Genomic DNA, 17,091 nt, shown 5'->3' on the forward strand with positions numbered 1-17,091 from the left:
AGCAGAGGAGTGCATCGTGCCGGAGCGCAGCTCACCAACGATCGACCAGGCCAGCAGCTGGATCATCGGGGAAATCGCGCCAGAGCACAGCGCCGCACTGACGATCGTCAGCGCGGGCTACTTTGGCAACGACGTGATCCGCCGCCGAATCGTCGAGGCTGTTCTCCGGCCCCGCCGGTGGGCGGCGCCCAACTCGGTCGACCCGGAGGCCACCACAGCCCTCATCGTCCACGTGACCCTGCTGGTGCTCACCGGCGTCACGGCGGAATTGTTGACTGAGAGCGTCCTGGGCGCCGGTCGCGGGACGGTCGCTCGGTGGCGGCGCTGGCGGGCCGAACGCCGGCTCGCCCGATGCCGGCCACCATCGGGTGGGCAGACCCGCCTGCCGCGGCTCACCGCGACCGACGCTCGCCAGGTGGGCGAGGGTGCGCGGCGAATCGCGCTCAACGCCGGCGTGACCACCGAACAGGCTGATCTTCTTGCGATCATGCTCGCCGCCGTGCTGACCGAGAACGGCACCGCCGCATTACCGGAGGACTCCGCCGGTGCGGTCTAAGCGCCGCAGCCTTCAGGCGCTCCGGCTGAGCCCCGACGCACTGCCGCACGCGACGACAGGTCGTTTCGTCCTGCTGGTCGTCACCGTGCTGGCAAGCGCCGGCTACCTCTACGCGTGGCTGGTCGAGCAGCATGACACCATCGGCTCCGCTCCGCTGTACTGCGTGCGCGGTGCACAGGCCGCGCCCGCCGTGCCGCCGGAACTCATGATCGACTGGTACGGCGACTGCGTGCGCTGGCTCGGCATCCGCGAGGCCCTCGTCGTCGCCGAGTTCACCGGCCTCTTCGTCGCCGCTACGGTGCTCGTCTACCTCGCCCTGCCCTGGCTGAGCGGTCGTGGGCTCGTGGCGGAGGACGACGCCAGCACGTACGTGCCGCCCGAGTGGTGGGCGCGCTACCGCTCAGCGCTGCCACCCGGCCGGTTGGCCCCCAAGCTCTACGTGGACCTCGCGCCGGTGACCGGCGGAGCCCAGGCGTACGGGCGGATCGGCGACTATCGGATCGTCGTCGATTCCGCCGTCCTCGCCACGGAGGACACCACGGCGCTGCGCCGCTACCTGGCACACGAGATGGTCCATCTCAACAACCGCGACGTCGACCTCACGTACGCGGCTGTGGCGGTGTGGTGGACGTTCGTGCCGTTCACGCTCTTGCCGCTCGTCCTGGTGGCCTGGCGCCAGCCGGCGCTGCTCGGCGACTTCAGCTGGCGCGTCTGTGTCCTGCTCGGGATGCTCTATCTGGTCAGGGCGATGGTGCTGCGCACCCGGGAGTTCTACGCCGACGTCGGATCGGTGCGGAGCCCGGCCGAAGAGGCGGAACTGGTCGCCGCGCTGTCGCTACGGGCGGTTCCTGTCACGGGGCCGTGGTGGCACCGCCTCGCCGCCTCCCGGCGCAGGTGGAACCACCCGGCCGTGGCGAGCCGGCACCGGACCCTGCTCGGCGACGACCGCCTGTTCCGGGTCGACCGGCCCGGTGCCACCGCAGTGGGGCTGCTGGTCGGAATGGCGTACCCGCCGGCCGACTACCTGCTTTCCCTTGCCCTGCCCAACAGCGCGAACCTGCGGGGCTGGATCTGTGGCACCATGTTCGGTGCGTTGATCGCGACGATCATCACTGGCGCTGTCTGGCGGTCGGCTCTGTGGGAACTTGCCGGCGGCCGGCGGCCGGCAGTCTCGCCGGTGGCGCTGTCCTTCGTCGGCGGGCTGCTGCTGGGGCAGGTGCTGACACCGCGGCTACCCGGCCTTGGCGGCTGGGCAGCGCTGGCGACCGGCTCGCCCTCGCTGGCGGCCGTTACCGCCGTTCTACTCTTCGCCGGCTGCGTCGCCTATCTGCGCTGGACCCGCTTTGCCGCACGTCAATGGCTGCCGCTGTCGGGTCGCCCGCGGCTGGCATACCGGTTCGGCGTCGTGCAGTCGGCCGTCGTCGTCGGCGTCTGGGTCGCCTTCTGGTTTCAGATCGTGGAGCTGTTGCCGGCCGGGGGGCGCAGCTGGCAGACGTTCGCGATGCTCGTACTCTCGGTCAGTCTGAACCCCGTGTTGGTCCTCACCATCGTGTGGGGCTGTGGCTACCCGTTGCTCGTGTGGCAGACCAAAAGCATGGCGGCCCGGGCAGCCGAGATACCGCTGTCCCGGGACACTGGCGCCGTCATCCGGCTCCCAATTGCCCGACCAGCCTGGCCGCCGTGGCTCGGTGCTGCTGCCTTCGCGGTCGTGGTCGCGGTGGGATACTGGTTGATCGTGCGCCCGTTCTACCCTGAGTTGCGCGGCGCCCTTCAGATGCTCTGGTCCAGCGGAGACCTGCCCGCCGCCGGTCGGGTGGCGCTCGCCCTGACCATCCCGGCGCTCGCGGTCTGCCTATCGGCAGCGGCCGGGCTCGGCGGTGTCCTCGGCGGCCGCGGTCGCACCGCGACAGCGGTGGCGTCCGCCGGCAGCGGTCTCGTGCTGACGACCATCGGTGTGCTCGTCCTGATGCTCGTCCACATTGGATCGGTCTCGGACCGGCCACGCCCCGTGCTGACCACCCTGCGAGGTGTGTCCGGATATGGACTGGGTGCTGATCTGCCGGACGATCGCCCGGCCTACGCGGCCCTCGGCCTCATGCTCATGGTCCTGTACGCCCTGCTGGCCGCGGTGGCGCTGCCGGCCGCCGCGCTGGGTAGCGGAGTCCGGGCGCTGGCTGCCGGCCTGGAGAGCCACCCCACCCGCCGGCCGTCAGGACTGCGGCCGGGCTGGCTGCTGTCCGCACTGCCCGCAGTGGCCGCCGCGCTTTTGTTCGGCTATCTGAGCGTCGACGAGTGGTCAGTGCCGCAGACCACATCGATCGTCGGCGACTTCGACCTATCCGGTGTGAACGTCGTGCTCGGCGACGCCCGCCCTGGTAGCGCACCTCGGTCCGCGGCGTGCGCCCAGGCCTTCGGCGCGGCCGCGGGGCCGGTAGGCGTCGGCGAAACACTGACCGCCGCGTATGCCGTGCGGCTGGCGACCCTCGCCCACTGGGCGCTGTCGTCCGACGACGCCACACTCCGCCGGGCCGGTGAGGGCACGGCCCAGGCGTTGCGGCGCAGGGAAATGCAGCGGGCTGCCGACGGGGCAGCGGTGGTGCTGCACTACTGCGCCGTCGCGGAAACCGTCCGACGCTGACCGGCGAGGAGAGCGTGCTATGAGACGTACGATTGGGCTGTTGACGACCGGCCTACTAACCGCGCTCCTGGCGGCGTGCGGCCTTCCCGCTCCGCCGCCGCTGCCGACTCCGCCGCCGACATCGCCGGTTCCCGACCTGGTACCGACGAGCGTGCCCACCGCGCCACCGCCGTCCGACGCCGAGTTGGCAGCGGCGCTGTTGACCGCGGCCGAGATCGGCGGCAGCTACCGTTCGATACCGATCGAGGCGAACGCTGCGGGTGGTCTGGGCGCCGGCGTCACCCAGTGTGGGGAGGCCGCGAGCGACGGCGGCGCAACTCCCGGCGGGCGTCGGGCCGAGGCTGGATTTCAGGGCGGGCAACTGGGTCCGTTTGTCGCGGAGGTGCTGACGGCGCTGCCGCAAATGGACGCGCAGCGGGCGATGGCCGCATTCCGACGAGCAATAGAGGAGTGTGCCGAGTTCACTAGCAGCGGTGATCTCTCGGGTGTCACCATCCGGCTCGAACAGCTCAGCTTTCCGACAATGGGCGACGAGACAGTCGCGTACCTGGTGATTGCCGCTGCTGGTGGCGGACTCGCCCTGTACGGTCACGTCGTCGCAGTCCGCCACCGCGACGTGCTGGTGTTGATCACGCTCATACAGGTCGGGTCGCCTGAGGTCGGGCCGACGGCGGAGATCGTTGCGAAGGCGGTCGACAAACTGAAGCGCGTGCGCCGATAGGCGCAGCGGAATGCGGATCGCCCGTGCCAGAGCGGCACAGCGTAGTCAGTGTGTCGAGGTGGGTGCAGTGTTCCAACACCTCGTGATCAGCTTCGTTGAGCTGGCCGTACTTCTTAAGGAAGCTGTCGCGTAGGTCGGGGCAGAGGGCCAGATGCGGGTGGCGAGGCGTACGAGGTCGCGGGCGGGCAGGTCGTAGCGGCTGTGCTCGAAGTCGATTAGGCCGATGACGCCGTCGTCGCCGTAGATCATGTTGCGGGGCATGAAGTCGAGGTAGCAGGGCACGGTCGGTAGTGGTGCGAGGTTTTGGAGGGCTCGCATGTGGGCGGTTCGGGGTTCGAGTCCCTGGCGGCGCACCAACAGCAAGGCCCTGACCTGGTGGTTTACACCGGGTCGGGGCCTTATTCGTGTCTGGCATTTGGGTCGGTCGCTCGGTGGGTGCTCGGGAGCCGGTGGACCGGGCCGGTGTCGGTGGGACGCGGCGGGGTCCTCGGGGAGCTGGGGGGGCGTGGCGGGGCAGGCGGCGGTTCCGGCTGTCCGTTGTTATCGGGTCGCCTGGCGCGGGAGATGGCCCGGTCTCGCCCGAAGGCGGAATGCCGGCTATGCGGCTTCCGTCATTGGCCTTTCGGCGGAACCAGTGAACAGTGATCATGGAAAACGTCTCACAAGCCCTGTTTTGAGGGTGTGGGAGCTCCACCGTGGTGCCCAAGGCTTCGATTGGGATGGCCGGCTGCCGATGGGTAGGGGACCATCGATGAGTGGCCGACGGTGCTCAGGTGACGCCTCGACCGTGGCGGATCCTGTCGTTCCTGGCGTTGCATGGTGTGGCCACCACGAGTGACGTCGCCGTGGTGCTGGGGGTGCCCAGGTTGACCGCGCACCGGGAGCTTGCGTGGCTGCACGCCGCCGGGTTGGTCAGCCGGGAACGGTCGGCGGAGGATCGAGCCCATGCCTGGTGGTATCGGGTCATCGGGAAGGGGGCCGAGCTGCTCGGCCGGGATCTCGTCGCCTCGGGTCGGCCGGTGCCGTTGCATCTGGGGCAGCGGCAGTGGGGTGCGGCGCACTACCTGCTGTTCCTGCCGCTGCTCGCGGTGTCACGGCAGGATCCTGGCCGGTGTGGGCTGTTCCAGTGGTTGACGACGATGGACACGTCGGTGTGGCTGCGGGAGCGGGATCTGACGTATCTGCGCGCCGACGGGTACGGGGTATGGCTGGAGGACGGCCGGTGCGTGCGGTTCCTGGTGCACGTCGATCCCGGTCCGGTCGGTGATGCCATCGCCGAAGGTGAGCAGTCAACTGCCGGCCTCGGCGGTGTCCTTGCTGGCTATCGGCGCGACGACCCGGTCGTGCCGATCACACCCTCGGTGTCGTCCCCGCGTAGCAGCGCAGCGATCACCTTCCGCTCGTTGCCGTCGACCTGCGCGGCGAGGCGCTCACCGCGCAGCCCACGCCGCTGCGCCTCCTGATAACACCACGGCACGATCAGCAGGTACCGCGCCCGGGTCTGCAGCACCGAGGTCCCGGGAAACAGCAGGTCACTGAACGCGTCGCGGACCTGGCCGACGCCCAACTCGTCCCGGCTCTCCGCGTCGCTGAACAGCTTGAGCAGCTCACGCATCCGGTTCTGGTCGTCGCGGGAACTGTCCAGCCAGCTCAATCCCGAGGCCATCAATACCCTCCGCTCATCCTTCTGCACCATCGAGGAGGTCGCTGAGCGGACCGGTGGGCAGAGCGATCCAGCCCTCGACACGTGCGGCCGTCCGTTGCTCGTCGCTCGGCTGGACTGCCTTGCCGATCGCTGCGGCGCGCGCGTTCAAGGCAGCGATCACCGAGTCGAATGCGTCATGGCTGCGCCGACACAGCCCCTCGAACGCGCCCAACTCCAGCCAGGGCGCGGCCTCGCGAAGCGCAGTAACCAGATCGGCATGCTGCACGTGCTGACCCCGGCCCTTGTAACCGCGGTACGCCAATCCCCAGCGGCACAGGGCCGCCGCCGGGTACACCTCCACGATCCTGCCGCCGCCGCAACGGTCGACGTCGTGTCCGGCGGCAGCGAACATCGCCAGCAATCCGACGCAACGGAAGGCGGCGTGAGCGATGCGGTCCGCGGCCACACTGAGCGGGATGATGCTGGTCTCCCCGCGGACCACCTCGTCCGTCAGCCGGTAAGCCAGGTGACGCCGCCACTGGGCACCATCGGCATCGGCATCGACGTGGCCGATTCGATGAGCCTGCACGAGCGCGACGAAAGGCTCCGGCCAGCCGAGGGGGCAGTCCAGTCCGACCTTGTCAGCGTGCTCGCTGGCCTCGACGATGCGGGTGTCGCTGACGTCGAGGACCAGGTCCCGCACTATGGCACGGTCCGGCAGCCATTCGACCGCGGCCATCGCCGTACGCTTGTTCGCCGCTGCGAGGTCGACGCCGAGGGTCAGCACCGCACCACTCTAGGTGTCGTTAGCTCGGTAAGACATGGCTCGACCGACGGTCGTTAGCTGACGTTCAGCTGTATCCGGGATCCGATGCGCTGAGCCAGGGCTGGGTGCGGTGCGGCCGCGTCGTCCACGGCGCGACGTTCCGCAGCCCACCGATACTTGTTCGTCCACTGGGTCGAGCGGCCGATTGCGGTGCAACCGGTTCGCTTTTCGCGGTCAGGCGGCTGGCCTTCGACGTGGCCGGGCCCTTATGGCGGCGGCCAGGGCGGCGCCGGTTGCAGTCAGATCGATGGGCGTGCCGGCGAGCTGATTGGCCAGCTCATCGATGCGATATCGCAGCAGCCGCTGATATCGAACGGCGTAGACGGCGATATGAGTGACGAGGTGGTCATCGTGATGGGCGAGCAGGGCGTACGTCAGGATCCGGCGGATCAGCTCGTCAAGGTAGCGGTCTTCGTCGAGTCGACCGCTCTTCACCTCCAGCACGGTGGTACCAAGGAGGAAGTCGGCGTGGCGGCGTCCGTCGAGCAGGGGCAGCTGCGCGGTCGCTGGTCCGTAGGAGCGGAAAGCGCTGTGGAAGCCACTGGAGTAGCTGGCCCAGACGGTACGGAACACACGCTCGTGTGATACGTCTTCTCGACACCACCGCTGAGGAGGCGCGGGTACTGCTCAAGGAGATGCTGCGCGACATCTACGGAGTCTGAGCGATGACGGTCGAGGTCGTTGAGCAAGCTACGGACGTGAGCGAGCCGACTGGCCACGGTGAAGATGCGCGCTGGGTGCAGCGCTGAGCCGCTACGGCGCCAGACGTCGTATGGCGTGGCGGCGTTGCTGGTGGGCCCGTAGCCGGCCATGGTGAGCAATCGGGCCGCAAGGTCGTGGTCGAGGCAGTCGAGCAAGCGAAGGTACGGGCTCTGATCGCACAAGGCCAGACCAAACGCGAGTTCCACAACGTGGCCGAAGAACGACTTGTTCGGCGGGTCGATCAGCAGAACTGGACAGCGGCAAAGATCCGCCGCAATTTCGGCGCGCAGAACATGCTGGTACGGAAACGTCTCGGCCAGCAAGGCGCCGGCGGGATCCTGCGAGACGCCGTGGGATCCGGCGATCATGGTGGTACTCCTCTCACGGCGGGAGCGACGCTGACCACGGGTGCGGCAGCGTGGGGCCCGACTGGTATGGAACGTGCGAGGCAGGCGGCCCATCCGGATAGGCGGAACGTCCTCAGCAACCAGATGGGTAGAGCCGCAAGCGGTCTGTAGCCCTCGGCGTTCACGCCGTGATGTGGGCTCCGCGAGAGGAAGCGGCAAGCAAGGGAGACGGATAGACCGGCGTCCCGACTCCTGCACCGTACGACGGACACGAGCGACGCACAAGGACCTCTACGTCCACCGCTTTGAGTAGCGTGGCCGGGCAAGCACCGGTTCCGCTCAGCTGGCTTATGGTCGTCCGGTAGGCGGTATGCGGGGTGCTCGCCGGGTGCTCGCGGGCCGTGGACCGACGGGGATCCGGTGGTACACGCGGCCCACAGGCAATGGACTGGTAGGGGCCGTGGGACTGTCAGCGTCGTGCGGGACCGATGAGCACGGCATCGACGGGGCTCTTAATCCGCGGGTTCGGGGTTCGAGTCCCTGGCGGCGCACCAACGATCAAGGCCCTGACCTGGTGTTCCACACCAGGTCGGGGCCTTTTTGGGTACGACCGACCATGTGACGCGATGACATTCACGAGAAACGAGGAAGCCGAACCGCCTTGTCCACCGTTTGGCAGAGGCCACGGTAGAACTCGACCATCTTCTCGTCTGTCGGCTCCTGCTCCTGCGTCTCCTCCAGGGCCCTGCGGGCGCCCACGGACAGCGCACGCACGAGCCGCTTGGCGGCCTCCGGATCTGCGATCTTCGTGATGTCCAGGTATCCCATTGCCCGGCCAGGGCTGAGCCACTCGTCGAACTCGTCGACCCCGGCCGCGTCGGCGGGGACCAGCCTCATGACGTGCGACAGCACCCTGCCCTGGATCCACCACTCCAGGTCGTCGTCGAACAGCACCGCCAACACCAGGACCCCCATGCCGAGTAACAGAACTGGAACATCAGAAGCCGATGCGGATGACGTCCTTCCGCCCCGACGCGTCGGCTCTCTTCGCCATCGCGATCGGCCACTCCATCGGATTGCCCGTCATGTCGACGACCGTGAAGGTGTTGCCCTTGGTGAGGTGGTGGTCGAGTGACGCGAGCAACTCGTCGAGTTTCTGGTTCTTTCCAGAGGAGTCGCCCATCGCATCGTATGTACGGTTCCACTGGTGCGGTCCAGATCGGCGTCAGGGCTTGGTGGACTGTTGGCCGGCTACCGGCGTGCGGACGGGCTGGTGCCGGTGGGGGCGGTTCTGCTGATCGCGCAGGACGCCGAGCGGGAGGAACGACTGCAGGCCGACCTGTTTCGTGGGCCGTTGCCGAACGTTGTCGCCACGACCACACGGCAGGTGTTGTATCGCCACTGGCCGGACGAGCCGGTATGGCAGGTCCGGGGTGAAACTGGCAGGCATCGCCTCGTCGAGCTTGGAACCTGACCGCACACGTCACGATGCCCGGACCGGCGCCAACCTCCTGTTCCTTGGAGGCCAGCGGCCTGGTGCTGGAGTCAGCGGCATCGTGTGCCCTGCTACCCCTACGCTGGCGGCATGAGGGAACCCAGGGCGGACTGAACTGGTAGGTGCTGATGAACCGGCATGCAGAGGCATCTGCTGAGGCGATCCCTGACGCGATCCGGGCTGATGTGGAGACGCTGTGGCGCTACCACGACATGCGTCACGAGTTGCGCCCGTGCGACGTGGGGATCGGATTGGGCAGTCATGACCTCGGGGTGGCTGTCATCGCGACGCGCTTGTTTCACGGGAGCCTGTTCCCCAGGATCGTGTTCACCGGTGCGAACGCCCCGACGACCGTCGAGCGTTTTCCGCGTGGAGAAGCTGTGCACTACCGCGAGTACGCCATCGAGCAGGGCGTACCCGGGGAAGCGATTCTCGTGGAGCCGCGTGCCACGAACACCGCCCAGAACCTGGGGTACTCGCGTCAGCTCCTGACCGAACACCCGATTTCGGTGAAGTCAGTGCTGATCATGTCGCGGCCCTACCAACAGCGTCGGGCCTACGCCACCTGCAGGCTGACCTGGCCGGAGGTCGATGTGGTGTGCGCCTCGAATCCACTTGAACTGAACGACTACGTGCGCAGCATGGGGGACCCGCGGCGGGTGGTGGACATGCTGGTCGGCGACACGCAGCGGATCGAGGTGTACGCCGAGCGCGGGTTCGCGATCCCGCAGGAGATGCCGGACGAGGTGCGGGCGGCCTTCGAGCGCCTGGTGGCGGCCGGCTACACGAGCCGGTTGATCTGAGCCCAGCTAGAAGCGGCGTCCTCCCGTCCGGACGCCATTCGGTCGCTGAGTTCGACGGCCAGTCGTGGTGGCCGGGGCGGGTGAGGATGTCCCGGACGAGGTCCCGGGCTGAGCTGGTGGTAGCGCACCTGGTCGGGCCCGAGGGTCTCGGCGTCTAGGAGCGCAGCGAGCGCGTCGTCGATGCGGCTCCATCGGGCGAGGGCTCGGGCGGTTTCGATGGCGTGGCGAACCTGCCGCTCGACGGGCACCGTGCTGGTGTCGAGTGGGGCGCCGATGGCGATGGCGCGTTGCACATCGCCGTGAATAGGTTCGGCGTCCTATGGAACCAACTATCAAGGCCTCGACCTGGTGGTTCACATCAGGCTGGGGCTCGTTTTCGGAGATGGTCGGCCGTCACATCAGGCCACGACACGTAGTGCGGCGGTCGCCGCGACCGCTGCGACGATGCAGACCAGATGCGGTCGGCCGGAGATGCGCAGCGCGACCGCCAGGCCGAGTCCCGGCAGCAGCGTCCAGTCGAATGCCTGCCAGTACTGTCCGAGCAGGTCGACCACGAGCAGGCCGGCCAGCAGCGCGACGGGCAGGGCGTCGACGGCGGTCTGGACCGGGGCGGGGAACAGGCGGTCTCCCAGTACCGCCGGCCCGATCCCCTTGAAGCTGATGTTGATCGCGGCGAGGGCGACGATCGCGATGAGCATGGTGGTCATGCGACCTGCTCCGCGGCCGTGCTACTGGGCGTACTCGCGGCGGGCGACGTGGCGTTCCGTTGCCCGAACAGGGCGAGCAGCACGGCGGTTGCTGCCAGCAGCAGCGCCACGCCGACTGGCAGGAACCGGGCCGCGGCACCGGCGACGGCCGCGGCCGCCAGGGCGACCGGCACCAGGCGAGGTCGACCGGTGAGCGCGTCGACCAGCAGGACGATGAAGAAGCCGGGAAACACGATGTCGATCCCCCAGGTGCGGATCAGCGACGTGTCGGGGACGGCCAGGGCGCCGATGGCGGTGCCGCAGACCCAGGCCGGCCACTGCACCAGGGTGGCGCCGATGAGTACCCGCCGGTCGAACCCGCCGTCGGGTCGCTGGGCGGCGACCCAGGAACCGTCGACGACTGCCTGCCCCTCGACGGCTCGCCGCCATCGGCCGCCGCGCAGGTGCCGCGCGGTCGCCGCCGCCATGGGTACGAACCGAAGGTTGATCAGTGCCGCGGAGGCCAACGCGGCGGGCAGCCCGCCGCCGGCGAGCGCCGTCACCAGCGCGAACTGCGCCGAGCCCGAGAAGACCAGCAGCGACAGGGCGATCGTCAGGGCCGCCGGCCAGCCGTGTGTGACGGCGTACGCGCCGAAGCTCACGGCCAGCAGGAACGAACCGGCCGCCAGGCCGGCACCGACTCTCAACCCGGCACGCCAGCCGCCCTTGATGGAAGGCGTCATGGCCGGACCATACATGCTCTAAAGCTATTTAGCTCATGTAGAGTCGTTGGCATGGTGGAAGCGGGGGCGTACGTGTGGAGCCGGATCGGCGGCCACCTCGCATTGGACCTGTGCAACACGATGTCCTGGCGCCTCGACGCCGCCCGGAGAATCGACCGGCTCGCCGATCCGGCGGACCTGGTGAACTGGTTCGCCACCGTCGTGGGCGAGGCCGATCGAGGCCCGCTGATGAACGACCTGGTGGACCGGCCCGCAGAGGCCGACCGGGCGCTGGAAGCGGTCCGGCGACTGCGCGACACCACGGTCCGGGTGGTGGACGCCCAGGTCGACGGCGACCCCGCCGACCCCGCCGACCTCGCCTCGATCACGACCGCCTGGCGGCGGGCGCTCGGCGTCGCGACGTTTCCGGCCCGGCTACCGCTGGCAGCGGTGGTCGACCCGACGACCGTGCCGGCGCTCGTGTCCTACCTGGCGCTGTCGGTCGTCGACCTGGTAAATCACCCCGACCCGTCCAGATTGCGTCGGTGCGACGGCGAGGGCTGCGGCTGGCTGTTCCTGGACAGCACCCGCAACCGCAGCCGACGCTGGTGCGATCCGCTCGACTGCGGCAACCGCGCCCGAGTACGCAACTACGTGCAGCGCCAGCGCCGTACCGGCTGAACGGTCGCGGCCGCCGCCGAGCCTGAGCCCTTCCGCCGCCGATAGGTCGATCTGCTGACAGCGAAGAAGGTGTCGGCAGGCCCCGGCCACGGGCCATGCTGGTGCGATGGACTCGCCAACACAGGCCCTGCTCACCAAGCTCTACGCGGCCTTCAACGAGCGTGACATCCCCACGCTGCTGACCTTCATGACGCCGGACGTCTCCTGGCCGAACGGTTGGGAGGGAGGCGTGCTCCACGGGCAGGAGATGGTGAGCGCCTACTGGCATCGACAGTGGGGGCAGATCGAACCCACGGTCACGCCGACCGCGTTCAGTACGGAGCCCGACGACCGTATTGCCGTCACCGTTCATCAGGTGGTACACGACAAGGCCGGAGCAAAACTCGCCGACCGCACCGTCACGCATGTGTACCGCTTCGACAGAGGGCTGGTGACCGAGATGGAGATCCGCGAGTGACGTAAGGAGCCGAGGAGGCATTGTGATCGATGAGCCCATCGGCAGCCCGGACACGATCCTCGTCTGCATCCGGGGCAACTCCGGCTCGGGCAAGAGCAGCGTCGCCCGCGAGCTACGACGCCGGCACGGCCGGGGCTGCGCCCTCGTCGAGCAGGACTACCTGCGCCGCATCCTGCTGCGCGAGCGGGACAAGCCCGGCGGGGCAGCGCCGGCGTTGATCGGGCAGACCGTGCGGTTCACGCTGAACCACGGCTACCACGTGGTCATGGAAGGCATCATGCACACCAGTCGCTACCGAGGCATGCTGACCGCGCTGCGGGACGGCCACCGCGGTCGGTCGCTGTTCTGCTACCTGGACGTGTCGCTGGCCGAGACCCTGCGTCGGCACCTCACCCGACCGCAGGTCAGTGAGTTCACCGCCGAGCAGATGAGCGGCTGGTACGCCGCACACGACGTCCTGGGCTGGCCTGACGAACTCGTCCTTCCCGAGACGAGCGGACTGGACGAGGCCGTCGAGGCCATCGCCGCTGCGGCCGGGCTACCCCAGACCGGACGCGACGACGACCTGCTGTCCGGCACGCCGTACTCGTGAAGGTGCCCCTCCGGGCCCTTTCAGGCCTTGGCGAACCTCGTGGTGAGTCGCTCGGTCGCCTTGACCTCGTACTTCATGTGGTAGCCGGCGGCGATAACCATCGCCTCGGCGGCCTTCGCCGCGTGCTCGTGGCCCTTGACGGCGGCGTTGGCGGCCAGGTCGACGGGTTGCCCGGTGGCGAGGCTGCCGGCCAGGGCGAGCAGCCGTTGGTCGTCGGCGGACAGCTGCTCGACCGCCGGTAGCGCGAGCAGCGCCAGCCAGTCGCGGATCACCGCGACCTGGATGTCGTGGCCGTCGTCGTACTCGGGGATCTGTACGACCTCGACCAGGTCGGCGAAGCCGGGCTGGTCCGGGAGCTTGGTGAAGGTCAACAGGTGTACGGCGGCCTTCTCGGTGTCGGCACGGCCGACCCAGGCGCCGGCGCGGACCAGCGTACGCAGGCTGTCGGGGCTGAACTCGGAGCTGGACATGGCACGGAGCCTCCTTCGCCGAGGGAATCCTCGCTGTCGAGTACAGCAGACGTCGACAACCGTTGATTCGGAGCAGGCGTGGTTACGCCGGATAGGTTCTCGCTGGCCGGGTAAGCGGCGCGGATGTGTGCCCACCAGGGGTCGGAGGTTGCCGGCGAGTCGTTGCGCCACCGCGAATCCCGGATCGACCGTGTACGGGCGCGGGCACGCGAGGGGTTGCGTTCGCGTGCCTGGCGGCTGCGCCTGTTCGGTCTGCTCGCGGTGCAGGCCGGCATCGCCGCGACGATCGCCTGGTTCGTGGCGTACCAATTCCTGGACAATTCCTCCCCGGTCCTGGCGCCGACCACGGCGGTCGGCATCGTGGCGGCCTCGATGGGGTCGCGCCTGCGGCGCACCATCGAGCTGCTGGTCGGTGTGACCCTGGGGCTGGCGGTCGGTGACACGCTGATGCCGTTCTTCGGCATCGGACCCTGGCAGACCGGCGTGGTCGTCGTGTTGGCGATCCTGGTCGCCATCCTGTTCAAGGGTGGTGGTTCCCTGCTCACCCAGGCCGGCGGCACCGCGGTCCTCATCGCCACGCTCGAGCCACCGGTACGCGAACTGTCCGTTCCCCGGTTCGTGGACGCGGCGGTCGGCGGGCTGGTGGGGTTGGCTGTCGGTCTGCTGCTCGTGCCCATTCACCCGCAGCGGACGCTGCTGCGGCTGTCCGAGCCCGTGGTCGGGCCGGCGGCCGACATCATGCATGACCTGGCGACGGCGCTGCGGACGCGAAATCTGGGGGACGCCGAGCGGAGCCTGCGCGGGTTGCGGGAACTCGATCCCCGCCTGGCCGCTCTGAACGACGGGCTCGGGGCCGCGCAGGAGGTGACGCGGCTGGCGCCCCTGCGGTGGCGCGAGCGCGACTCCCTGGACTTCCACACGACGGCGATCCGCCACCTGGAAAGGAGCCTGCACAGTTGCCGATCACTGTGCCGGCGGCTGACGACAGCCCTGAAGGACGACGAGCCGATTCCCGAGGAGTTTCCGCAGGCCATCGACCTGCTGGCCGACGCGCTGCCAACGCTGCGCCGAGCGGTCCAGGTCGGTCGGGAACCACGGGAGGGCCGTGACCAGATCCTGGCGGGCGTCGAGCTGGTCGGGCGCGCGCAGGGCGTCGTCCGAGATCCGACCCGCCCGCACACCCATCACCTCGGTTATTCCGGGATGATCGCGGTGGGGGAGTTCCGGACGGCCGCGCACGATCTGCTGATCGCCAGCGGGTTGGAGACCCAAGAGGCGGCTGCGCTGGTGCGGCGGGCGGTGGATCGGAACCGTCAGGACCGAGCGGCGGAAACAGGTACGCCCGGCTCAGAGCGGCCGGAGTGACGCGAGGATGTCGAGGTAGTGCGGGTTGGTCATGACGCCCAGCACGTTACCGAAGGGGTCCACCACCGCCGCCGTCACGAAACCCTCGTCTCCGTGGGGCGTGATCGGCTGGTACTCCGTGGCGCCCAGAGCCAGGAGCCGATCCACGGTGGCGTCGAGGTCGTCGACGTGCCAGTGCATGACCGCGCCCCCGGGCCCGCTCGTCGCGCCCGGGGGCGCGTACCGGCGGTCGATGATGCCCAGCTCCGCCTGGTAGTCGCCGAGGCGGAACTCGGTGTAGGCCGGACGCCCGTCGGGGCCGGGCCGCGAGAAGTACGCCTCCTGGCCCAGGAACCGGGCGTACCAGTCGGTGGCAGCCGCCACGTCGTCGGCCCAGATGTTCAGGGTGGCGAATCCGCGCAGGCTCATCGGGTGTCCTCCCGTCGATGTCGTCCAGCGCTCACGCTAGCGGCGCCCACCGACACCCTCGCCCGGCCCGTCGGGACGGCGTTCGTGTAGCGCGCGGTTTCCCGGGTAGTCGCCGCCGTCAGCCTGACGAGGGGGGTCAGCGTGGAGACGACGTACCCGGGTGTGGAGGAGCATGGGCTGATCGGTGACCTCCAGACCGCCGCGCTGATCAGCAAGGACGGCACGGTCGACTGGTTCTGCGCGCCGCGCTTCGACTCGCCGAGCGTCTTCGCCGCCCTGCTGGACCGTCGCCGGGGTGGCCACTTCCAGCTCTCGCCGGACGGCATCGAGTACTCGAGCAAACAGCTCTACCTACCGGGTACGCCGATCCTGATCACCCGGTTCCACAGCGCCGACGGGGTGGGTGAACTGCTCGACTTCATGCCCGTCACGGGCGAGCAGGCCACCGACCGGCACCGGCTGGTCCGGCTGGTCCGGATGGTGCGGGGACGGATGCCGTTCCGCTTCGACTGCCGGCCGCGGTTCAACTACGGCCGGGACCCGTACGAGTTGGAGGTGCACCCGGAGGGCGACGTCTTCCGCAGCCCCACCCTCAACCTCACCCTGACCCCGTTCAAGGACGCGGAACACCTCGTCGACAGGCGGACGATTCAGCGGGACACGGAGGGTGTCTGCTTCCGCAACGAGCTGCACGCCGGTGACATCGGCGGGGTCGTGCTGGAGACGGCCTGCCCGCACGCACCCCGGGCCCTCACCACCGAGGAGGCCTGCGAACTGCTCGCCGAGACCCGCGACTACTGGCGTCGGTGGATCGGCCGTTCCTCGTACCGGGGACGCTGGCGGGAGATGGTCGACCGGTCGGCGATGACCCTCAAGCTCATGACGTACGCCCCGACGGGCGCCCTGGTCGCCGCGCCGACGGCGGGACTGCCGGAGCAGATCGGCGGACCACGGAACTGGGACTACCGCTACACCTGGATCCGGGATGCCTCGTTCTCGGTGCACGCGCTGCTCAGCGTCGGTTTCACCGACGAGGCGCAGCAGTATCTGTCCTGGCTCGAAGCGCGCATCCAGGAGGCCGGCGACGGCGACGTGCCGCTGCAGATCATGTACCGCGTGGACGGCTCGCCGGACCTCCCCGAGGAGGTGTTGGGTCACCTGGAGGGTTACCGCCGTTCGGCGCCGGTACGGATCGGCAACGGCGCGGCGGGCCAGTTGCAACTGGACATCTACGGCGAGGCGCTCAACTCGCTGCACCTCGCCGACCGGAGCGGGCTGATGGCGTCGTACGACGGGTGGCGCAAGACCGCCAGCCTGATGGACTGGCTCTGCGACCACTGGGACCAGCCCGAGGACGGCATCTGGGAGACGCGCTCCGGGAGGCAGGACTTCACCTACGGGCGGATGATGTGCTGGCTGGCGCTGGACCGCGCCATCCGCCTCGCGCGGGCACGGGGCCGTCCCGCCGACACCACCCGCTGGGCGGCCGAACGTAGCGCCATCTACGAGCAGGTCATGACTCGGGGATTCCATCCGGGGCGGAAGGCGTTCGTGCAGCACTACCGCACCGACATCACCGACGCCTCGCTGCTCGCGATGCCCGGTGTCGGCTTCATCGCGCCGAGCGATCCGATGTGGCTGTCGACGTTGCGGGCGATGGACAACGAACTGGTCTCGGACAGCCTCGTCTACCGCTACGACCCGAAGGCCTCACCCGACGGGCTCGCCGGCTCCGAGGGCACTTTCAGCATGTGCACCTTCTGGTACGTCCAGGCCCTCGCCCAGGCCGGGCGGCTCGACGACGCCCAGCTGACGTTCGAGAAGATGCTGACGTACAGCACGCCGCTGGGGCTCTACTCGGAGGAGATCGCCCCCACCGGGGAGCAGATCGGCAACTTCCCGCAGGCATTCAGCCATCTCTCGCTGATCAGCACGGCGCACCACCTGAACGCGCTCCTCGAGCGTCAGCCGTGATCG

19 protein-coding genes and 2 pseudogenes are annotated in these 17,091 nt (G+C 69.0%); 11 read left to right on the forward strand and 10 right to left on the reverse strand.

Going from position 1 to position 17,091, the window contains the following annotated elements; genetic code table 11:
* Positions 1-16 precede the first annotated feature (16 nt).
* Genes ACQPZK_RS05940 through ACQPZK_RS05950 form a run of 3 tightly spaced genes read left to right on the forward strand, consistent with a single transcriptional unit; the run spans position 17 to position 3,915 of the window.
* A complete protein-coding gene (locus ACQPZK_RS05940) occupies positions 17-556 on the forward strand; it encodes a hypothetical protein (RefSeq protein WP_433537323.1) in 540 nt (179 codons plus the stop codon).
* Complete coding sequence (locus tag ACQPZK_RS05945) at positions 546-3,194, forward strand: M48 family metalloprotease (RefSeq protein ID WP_433537324.1); 2,649 nt, start codon at positions 546-548, stop codon at positions 3,192-3,194. The genes ACQPZK_RS05940 and ACQPZK_RS05945 overlap by 11 nt, the downstream gene beginning before the upstream one ends.
* A gap of 40 nt (positions 3,195-3,234) precedes the next feature.
* The gene (locus ACQPZK_RS05950; RefSeq protein ID WP_433537325.1) at positions 3,235-3,915 is read left to right on the forward strand and encodes a hypothetical protein; all 681 of its coding nucleotides are present in this window, start codon (positions 3,235-3,237) and stop codon (positions 3,913-3,915) included.
* Between the two features lie 45 nt (positions 3,916-3,960).
* On the opposite strand, the pseudogene ACQPZK_RS05955 reads toward ACQPZK_RS05950, so the two are convergent.
* Positions 3,961-4,326, reverse strand: a pseudogene (locus ACQPZK_RS05955) (phosphotransferase family protein); the annotation flags it as partial.
* Positions 4,327-4,736: 410 nt separating this feature from the next.
* Here ACQPZK_RS05955 and ACQPZK_RS05960 point away from each other — a divergent pair.
* Positions 4,737-5,108, forward strand: a pseudogene (locus tag ACQPZK_RS05960) (hypothetical protein); the annotation flags it as partial.
* Between the two features lie 128 nt (positions 5,109-5,236).
* Here ACQPZK_RS05960 and ACQPZK_RS05965 read toward each other — a convergent pair.
* From ACQPZK_RS05965 to ACQPZK_RS05985, 5 genes are all read right to left on the reverse strand, one after another.
* On the reverse strand, positions 5,237-5,581 hold the full coding sequence (locus ACQPZK_RS05965; RefSeq protein ID WP_433537326.1) for a DUF6361 family protein: 345 nt from the start codon (positions 5,579-5,581) through the stop codon (positions 5,237-5,239).
* Between the two features lie 13 nt (positions 5,582-5,594).
* On the reverse strand, positions 5,595-6,347 hold the full coding sequence (locus ACQPZK_RS05970; RefSeq protein WP_433537327.1) for a DUF429 domain-containing protein: 753 nt from the start codon (positions 6,345-6,347) through the stop codon (positions 5,595-5,597).
* A 213-nt stretch (positions 6,348-6,560) separates the two neighbouring features.
* A complete protein-coding gene (locus ACQPZK_RS05975) occupies positions 6,561-6,959 on the reverse strand; it encodes a hypothetical protein (RefSeq protein ID WP_433537328.1) in 399 nt (132 codons plus the stop codon).
* A 1,109-nt stretch (positions 6,960-8,068) separates the two neighbouring features.
* Positions 8,069-8,410, reverse strand: a complete 342-nt coding sequence (locus ACQPZK_RS05980; RefSeq protein ID WP_433537329.1) for a hypothetical protein — start codon at positions 8,408-8,410, stop codon at positions 8,069-8,071.
* 22 nt (positions 8,411-8,432) lie between these two features.
* Positions 8,433-8,618 carry a hypothetical protein gene (locus tag ACQPZK_RS05985; protein ID WP_433537330.1) on the reverse strand — a complete coding sequence of 62 codons (186 nt, stop codon included), beginning with the start codon at positions 8,616-8,618 and terminating at the stop codon, positions 8,433-8,435.
* Between the two features lie 60 nt (positions 8,619-8,678).
* Between ACQPZK_RS05985 and ACQPZK_RS05990 the strand changes: the two genes are divergently transcribed.
* Together ACQPZK_RS05990 and ACQPZK_RS05995 are read left to right on the forward strand one after the other, a co-directional pair.
* Positions 8,679-8,909 (forward strand): hypothetical protein, encoded by a 231-nt coding sequence (locus ACQPZK_RS05990; protein ID WP_433537331.1) that lies wholly within the window; start codon positions 8,679-8,681, stop codon positions 8,907-8,909.
* A 143-nt stretch (positions 8,910-9,052) separates the two neighbouring features.
* Positions 9,053-9,733 (forward strand): YdcF family protein, encoded by a 681-nt coding sequence (locus ACQPZK_RS05995; RefSeq protein ID WP_433537332.1) that lies wholly within the window; start codon positions 9,053-9,055, stop codon positions 9,731-9,733.
* A 398-nt stretch (positions 9,734-10,131) separates the two neighbouring features.
* Here ACQPZK_RS05995 and ACQPZK_RS06000 read toward each other — a convergent pair whose 3' ends face one another.
* Both ACQPZK_RS06000 and ACQPZK_RS06005 read right to left on the reverse strand, forming a co-directional pair.
* Positions 10,132-10,440, reverse strand: coding sequence for an AzlD domain-containing protein (locus tag ACQPZK_RS06000; RefSeq protein WP_433537333.1), 309 nt, complete (start codon positions 10,438-10,440; stop codon positions 10,132-10,134).
* Complete coding sequence (locus ACQPZK_RS06005) at positions 10,437-11,162, reverse strand: AzlC family ABC transporter permease (protein ID WP_433537334.1); 726 nt, start codon at positions 11,160-11,162, stop codon at positions 10,437-10,439. Before ACQPZK_RS06005 ends, ACQPZK_RS06000 begins: the two co-directional genes overlap by 4 nt.
* A 51-nt stretch (positions 11,163-11,213) precedes the next feature.
* Between ACQPZK_RS06005 and ACQPZK_RS06010 the strand changes: the two genes are divergently transcribed.
* From ACQPZK_RS06010 to ACQPZK_RS06020, 3 genes are all read left to right on the forward strand, one after another.
* Entirely contained in the window at positions 11,214-11,822 is a 609-nt protein-coding gene (locus ACQPZK_RS06010; protein ID WP_433537335.1) for a CGNR zinc finger domain-containing protein, read from the forward strand.
* Between the two features lie 106 nt (positions 11,823-11,928).
* On the forward strand, positions 11,929-12,279 hold the full coding sequence (locus ACQPZK_RS06015; protein ID WP_433537336.1) for a nuclear transport factor 2 family protein: 351 nt from the start codon (positions 11,929-11,931) through the stop codon (positions 12,277-12,279).
* A gap of 67 nt (positions 12,280-12,346) precedes the next feature.
* On the forward strand, positions 12,347-12,871 hold the full coding sequence (locus ACQPZK_RS06020) for a kinase (protein WP_433539120.1): 525 nt from the start codon (positions 12,347-12,349) through the stop codon (positions 12,869-12,871).
* 20 nt (positions 12,872-12,891) lie between these two features.
* Here the strand turns inward: ACQPZK_RS06020 and ACQPZK_RS06025 are convergent, their stop codons facing one another.
* Complete coding sequence (locus ACQPZK_RS06025; RefSeq protein WP_433537337.1) at positions 12,892-13,341, reverse strand: hypothetical protein; 450 nt, start codon at positions 13,339-13,341, stop codon at positions 12,892-12,894.
* Between the two features lie 216 nt (positions 13,342-13,557).
* On the opposite strand from ACQPZK_RS06025, the gene ACQPZK_RS06030 reads away from it, so the two are divergent.
* Complete coding sequence (locus ACQPZK_RS06030) at positions 13,558-14,706, forward strand: FUSC family protein (RefSeq protein ID WP_433537338.1); 1,149 nt, start codon at positions 13,558-13,560, stop codon at positions 14,704-14,706.
* Here ACQPZK_RS06030 and ACQPZK_RS06035 read toward each other — a convergent pair.
* Positions 14,689-15,114, reverse strand: coding sequence for a VOC family protein (locus tag ACQPZK_RS06035; protein WP_433537339.1), 426 nt, complete (start codon positions 15,112-15,114; stop codon positions 14,689-14,691). The two genes, ACQPZK_RS06030 and ACQPZK_RS06035, sit on opposite strands and share 18 nt — an antisense overlap.
* A 141-nt stretch (positions 15,115-15,255) precedes the next feature.
* Between ACQPZK_RS06035 and ACQPZK_RS06040 the strand changes: the two genes are divergently transcribed.
* Positions 15,256-17,088: a glycoside hydrolase family 15 protein gene (locus tag ACQPZK_RS06040; protein ID WP_433537340.1), complete on the forward strand. Its 1,833-nt coding sequence runs from the start codon at positions 15,256-15,258 to the stop codon at positions 17,086-17,088.
* The last annotated feature ends 3 nt before the right edge of the window (positions 17,089-17,091 follow it).

The sequence above is a fragment of the Micromonospora sp. CA-249363 genome, assembly GCF_050950185.1.
Lineage (GTDB): Bacteria > Actinomycetota > Actinomycetes > Mycobacteriales > Micromonosporaceae > Micromonospora.

What these genes read in the sequence shown, in the direction of transcription:
- ACQPZK_RS05965 (WP_433537326.1), bottom strand. Translation starts at nt 5,581, where the DNA reads ATGGCCTCGGGATTGAGCTGGCTGGACAGTTCCCGCGACGACCAGAAC.
- ACQPZK_RS05980 (WP_433537329.1), bottom strand. Translation starts at nt 8,410, where the DNA reads ATGGGGGTCCTGGTGTTGGCGGTGCTGTTCGACGACGACCTGGAGTGG.
- ACQPZK_RS05985 (WP_433537330.1), bottom strand. Translation starts at nt 8,618, where the DNA reads ATGGGCGACTCCTCTGGAAAGAACCAGAAACTCGACGAGTTGCTCGCG.
- ACQPZK_RS06000 (WP_433537333.1), bottom strand. Translation starts at nt 10,440, where the DNA reads ATGACCACCATGCTCATCGCGATCGTCGCCCTCGCCGCGATCAACATC.
- ACQPZK_RS06005 (WP_433537334.1), bottom strand. Translation starts at nt 11,162, where the DNA reads ATGACGCCTTCCATCAAGGGCGGCTGGCGTGCCGGGTTGAGAGTCGGT.
- ACQPZK_RS06010 (WP_433537335.1), top strand. Translation starts at nt 11,214, where the DNA reads ATGGTGGAAGCGGGGGCGTACGTGTGGAGCCGGATCGGCGGCCACCTC.
- ACQPZK_RS06015 (WP_433537336.1), top strand. Translation starts at nt 11,929, where the DNA reads ATGGACTCGCCAACACAGGCCCTGCTCACCAAGCTCTACGCGGCCTTC.
- ACQPZK_RS06025 (WP_433537337.1), bottom strand. Translation starts at nt 13,341, where the DNA reads ATGTCCAGCTCCGAGTTCAGCCCCGACAGCCTGCGTACGCTGGTCCGC.
- ACQPZK_RS06035 (WP_433537339.1), bottom strand. Translation starts at nt 15,114, where the DNA reads ATGAGCCTGCGCGGATTCGCCACCCTGAACATCTGGGCCGACGACGTG.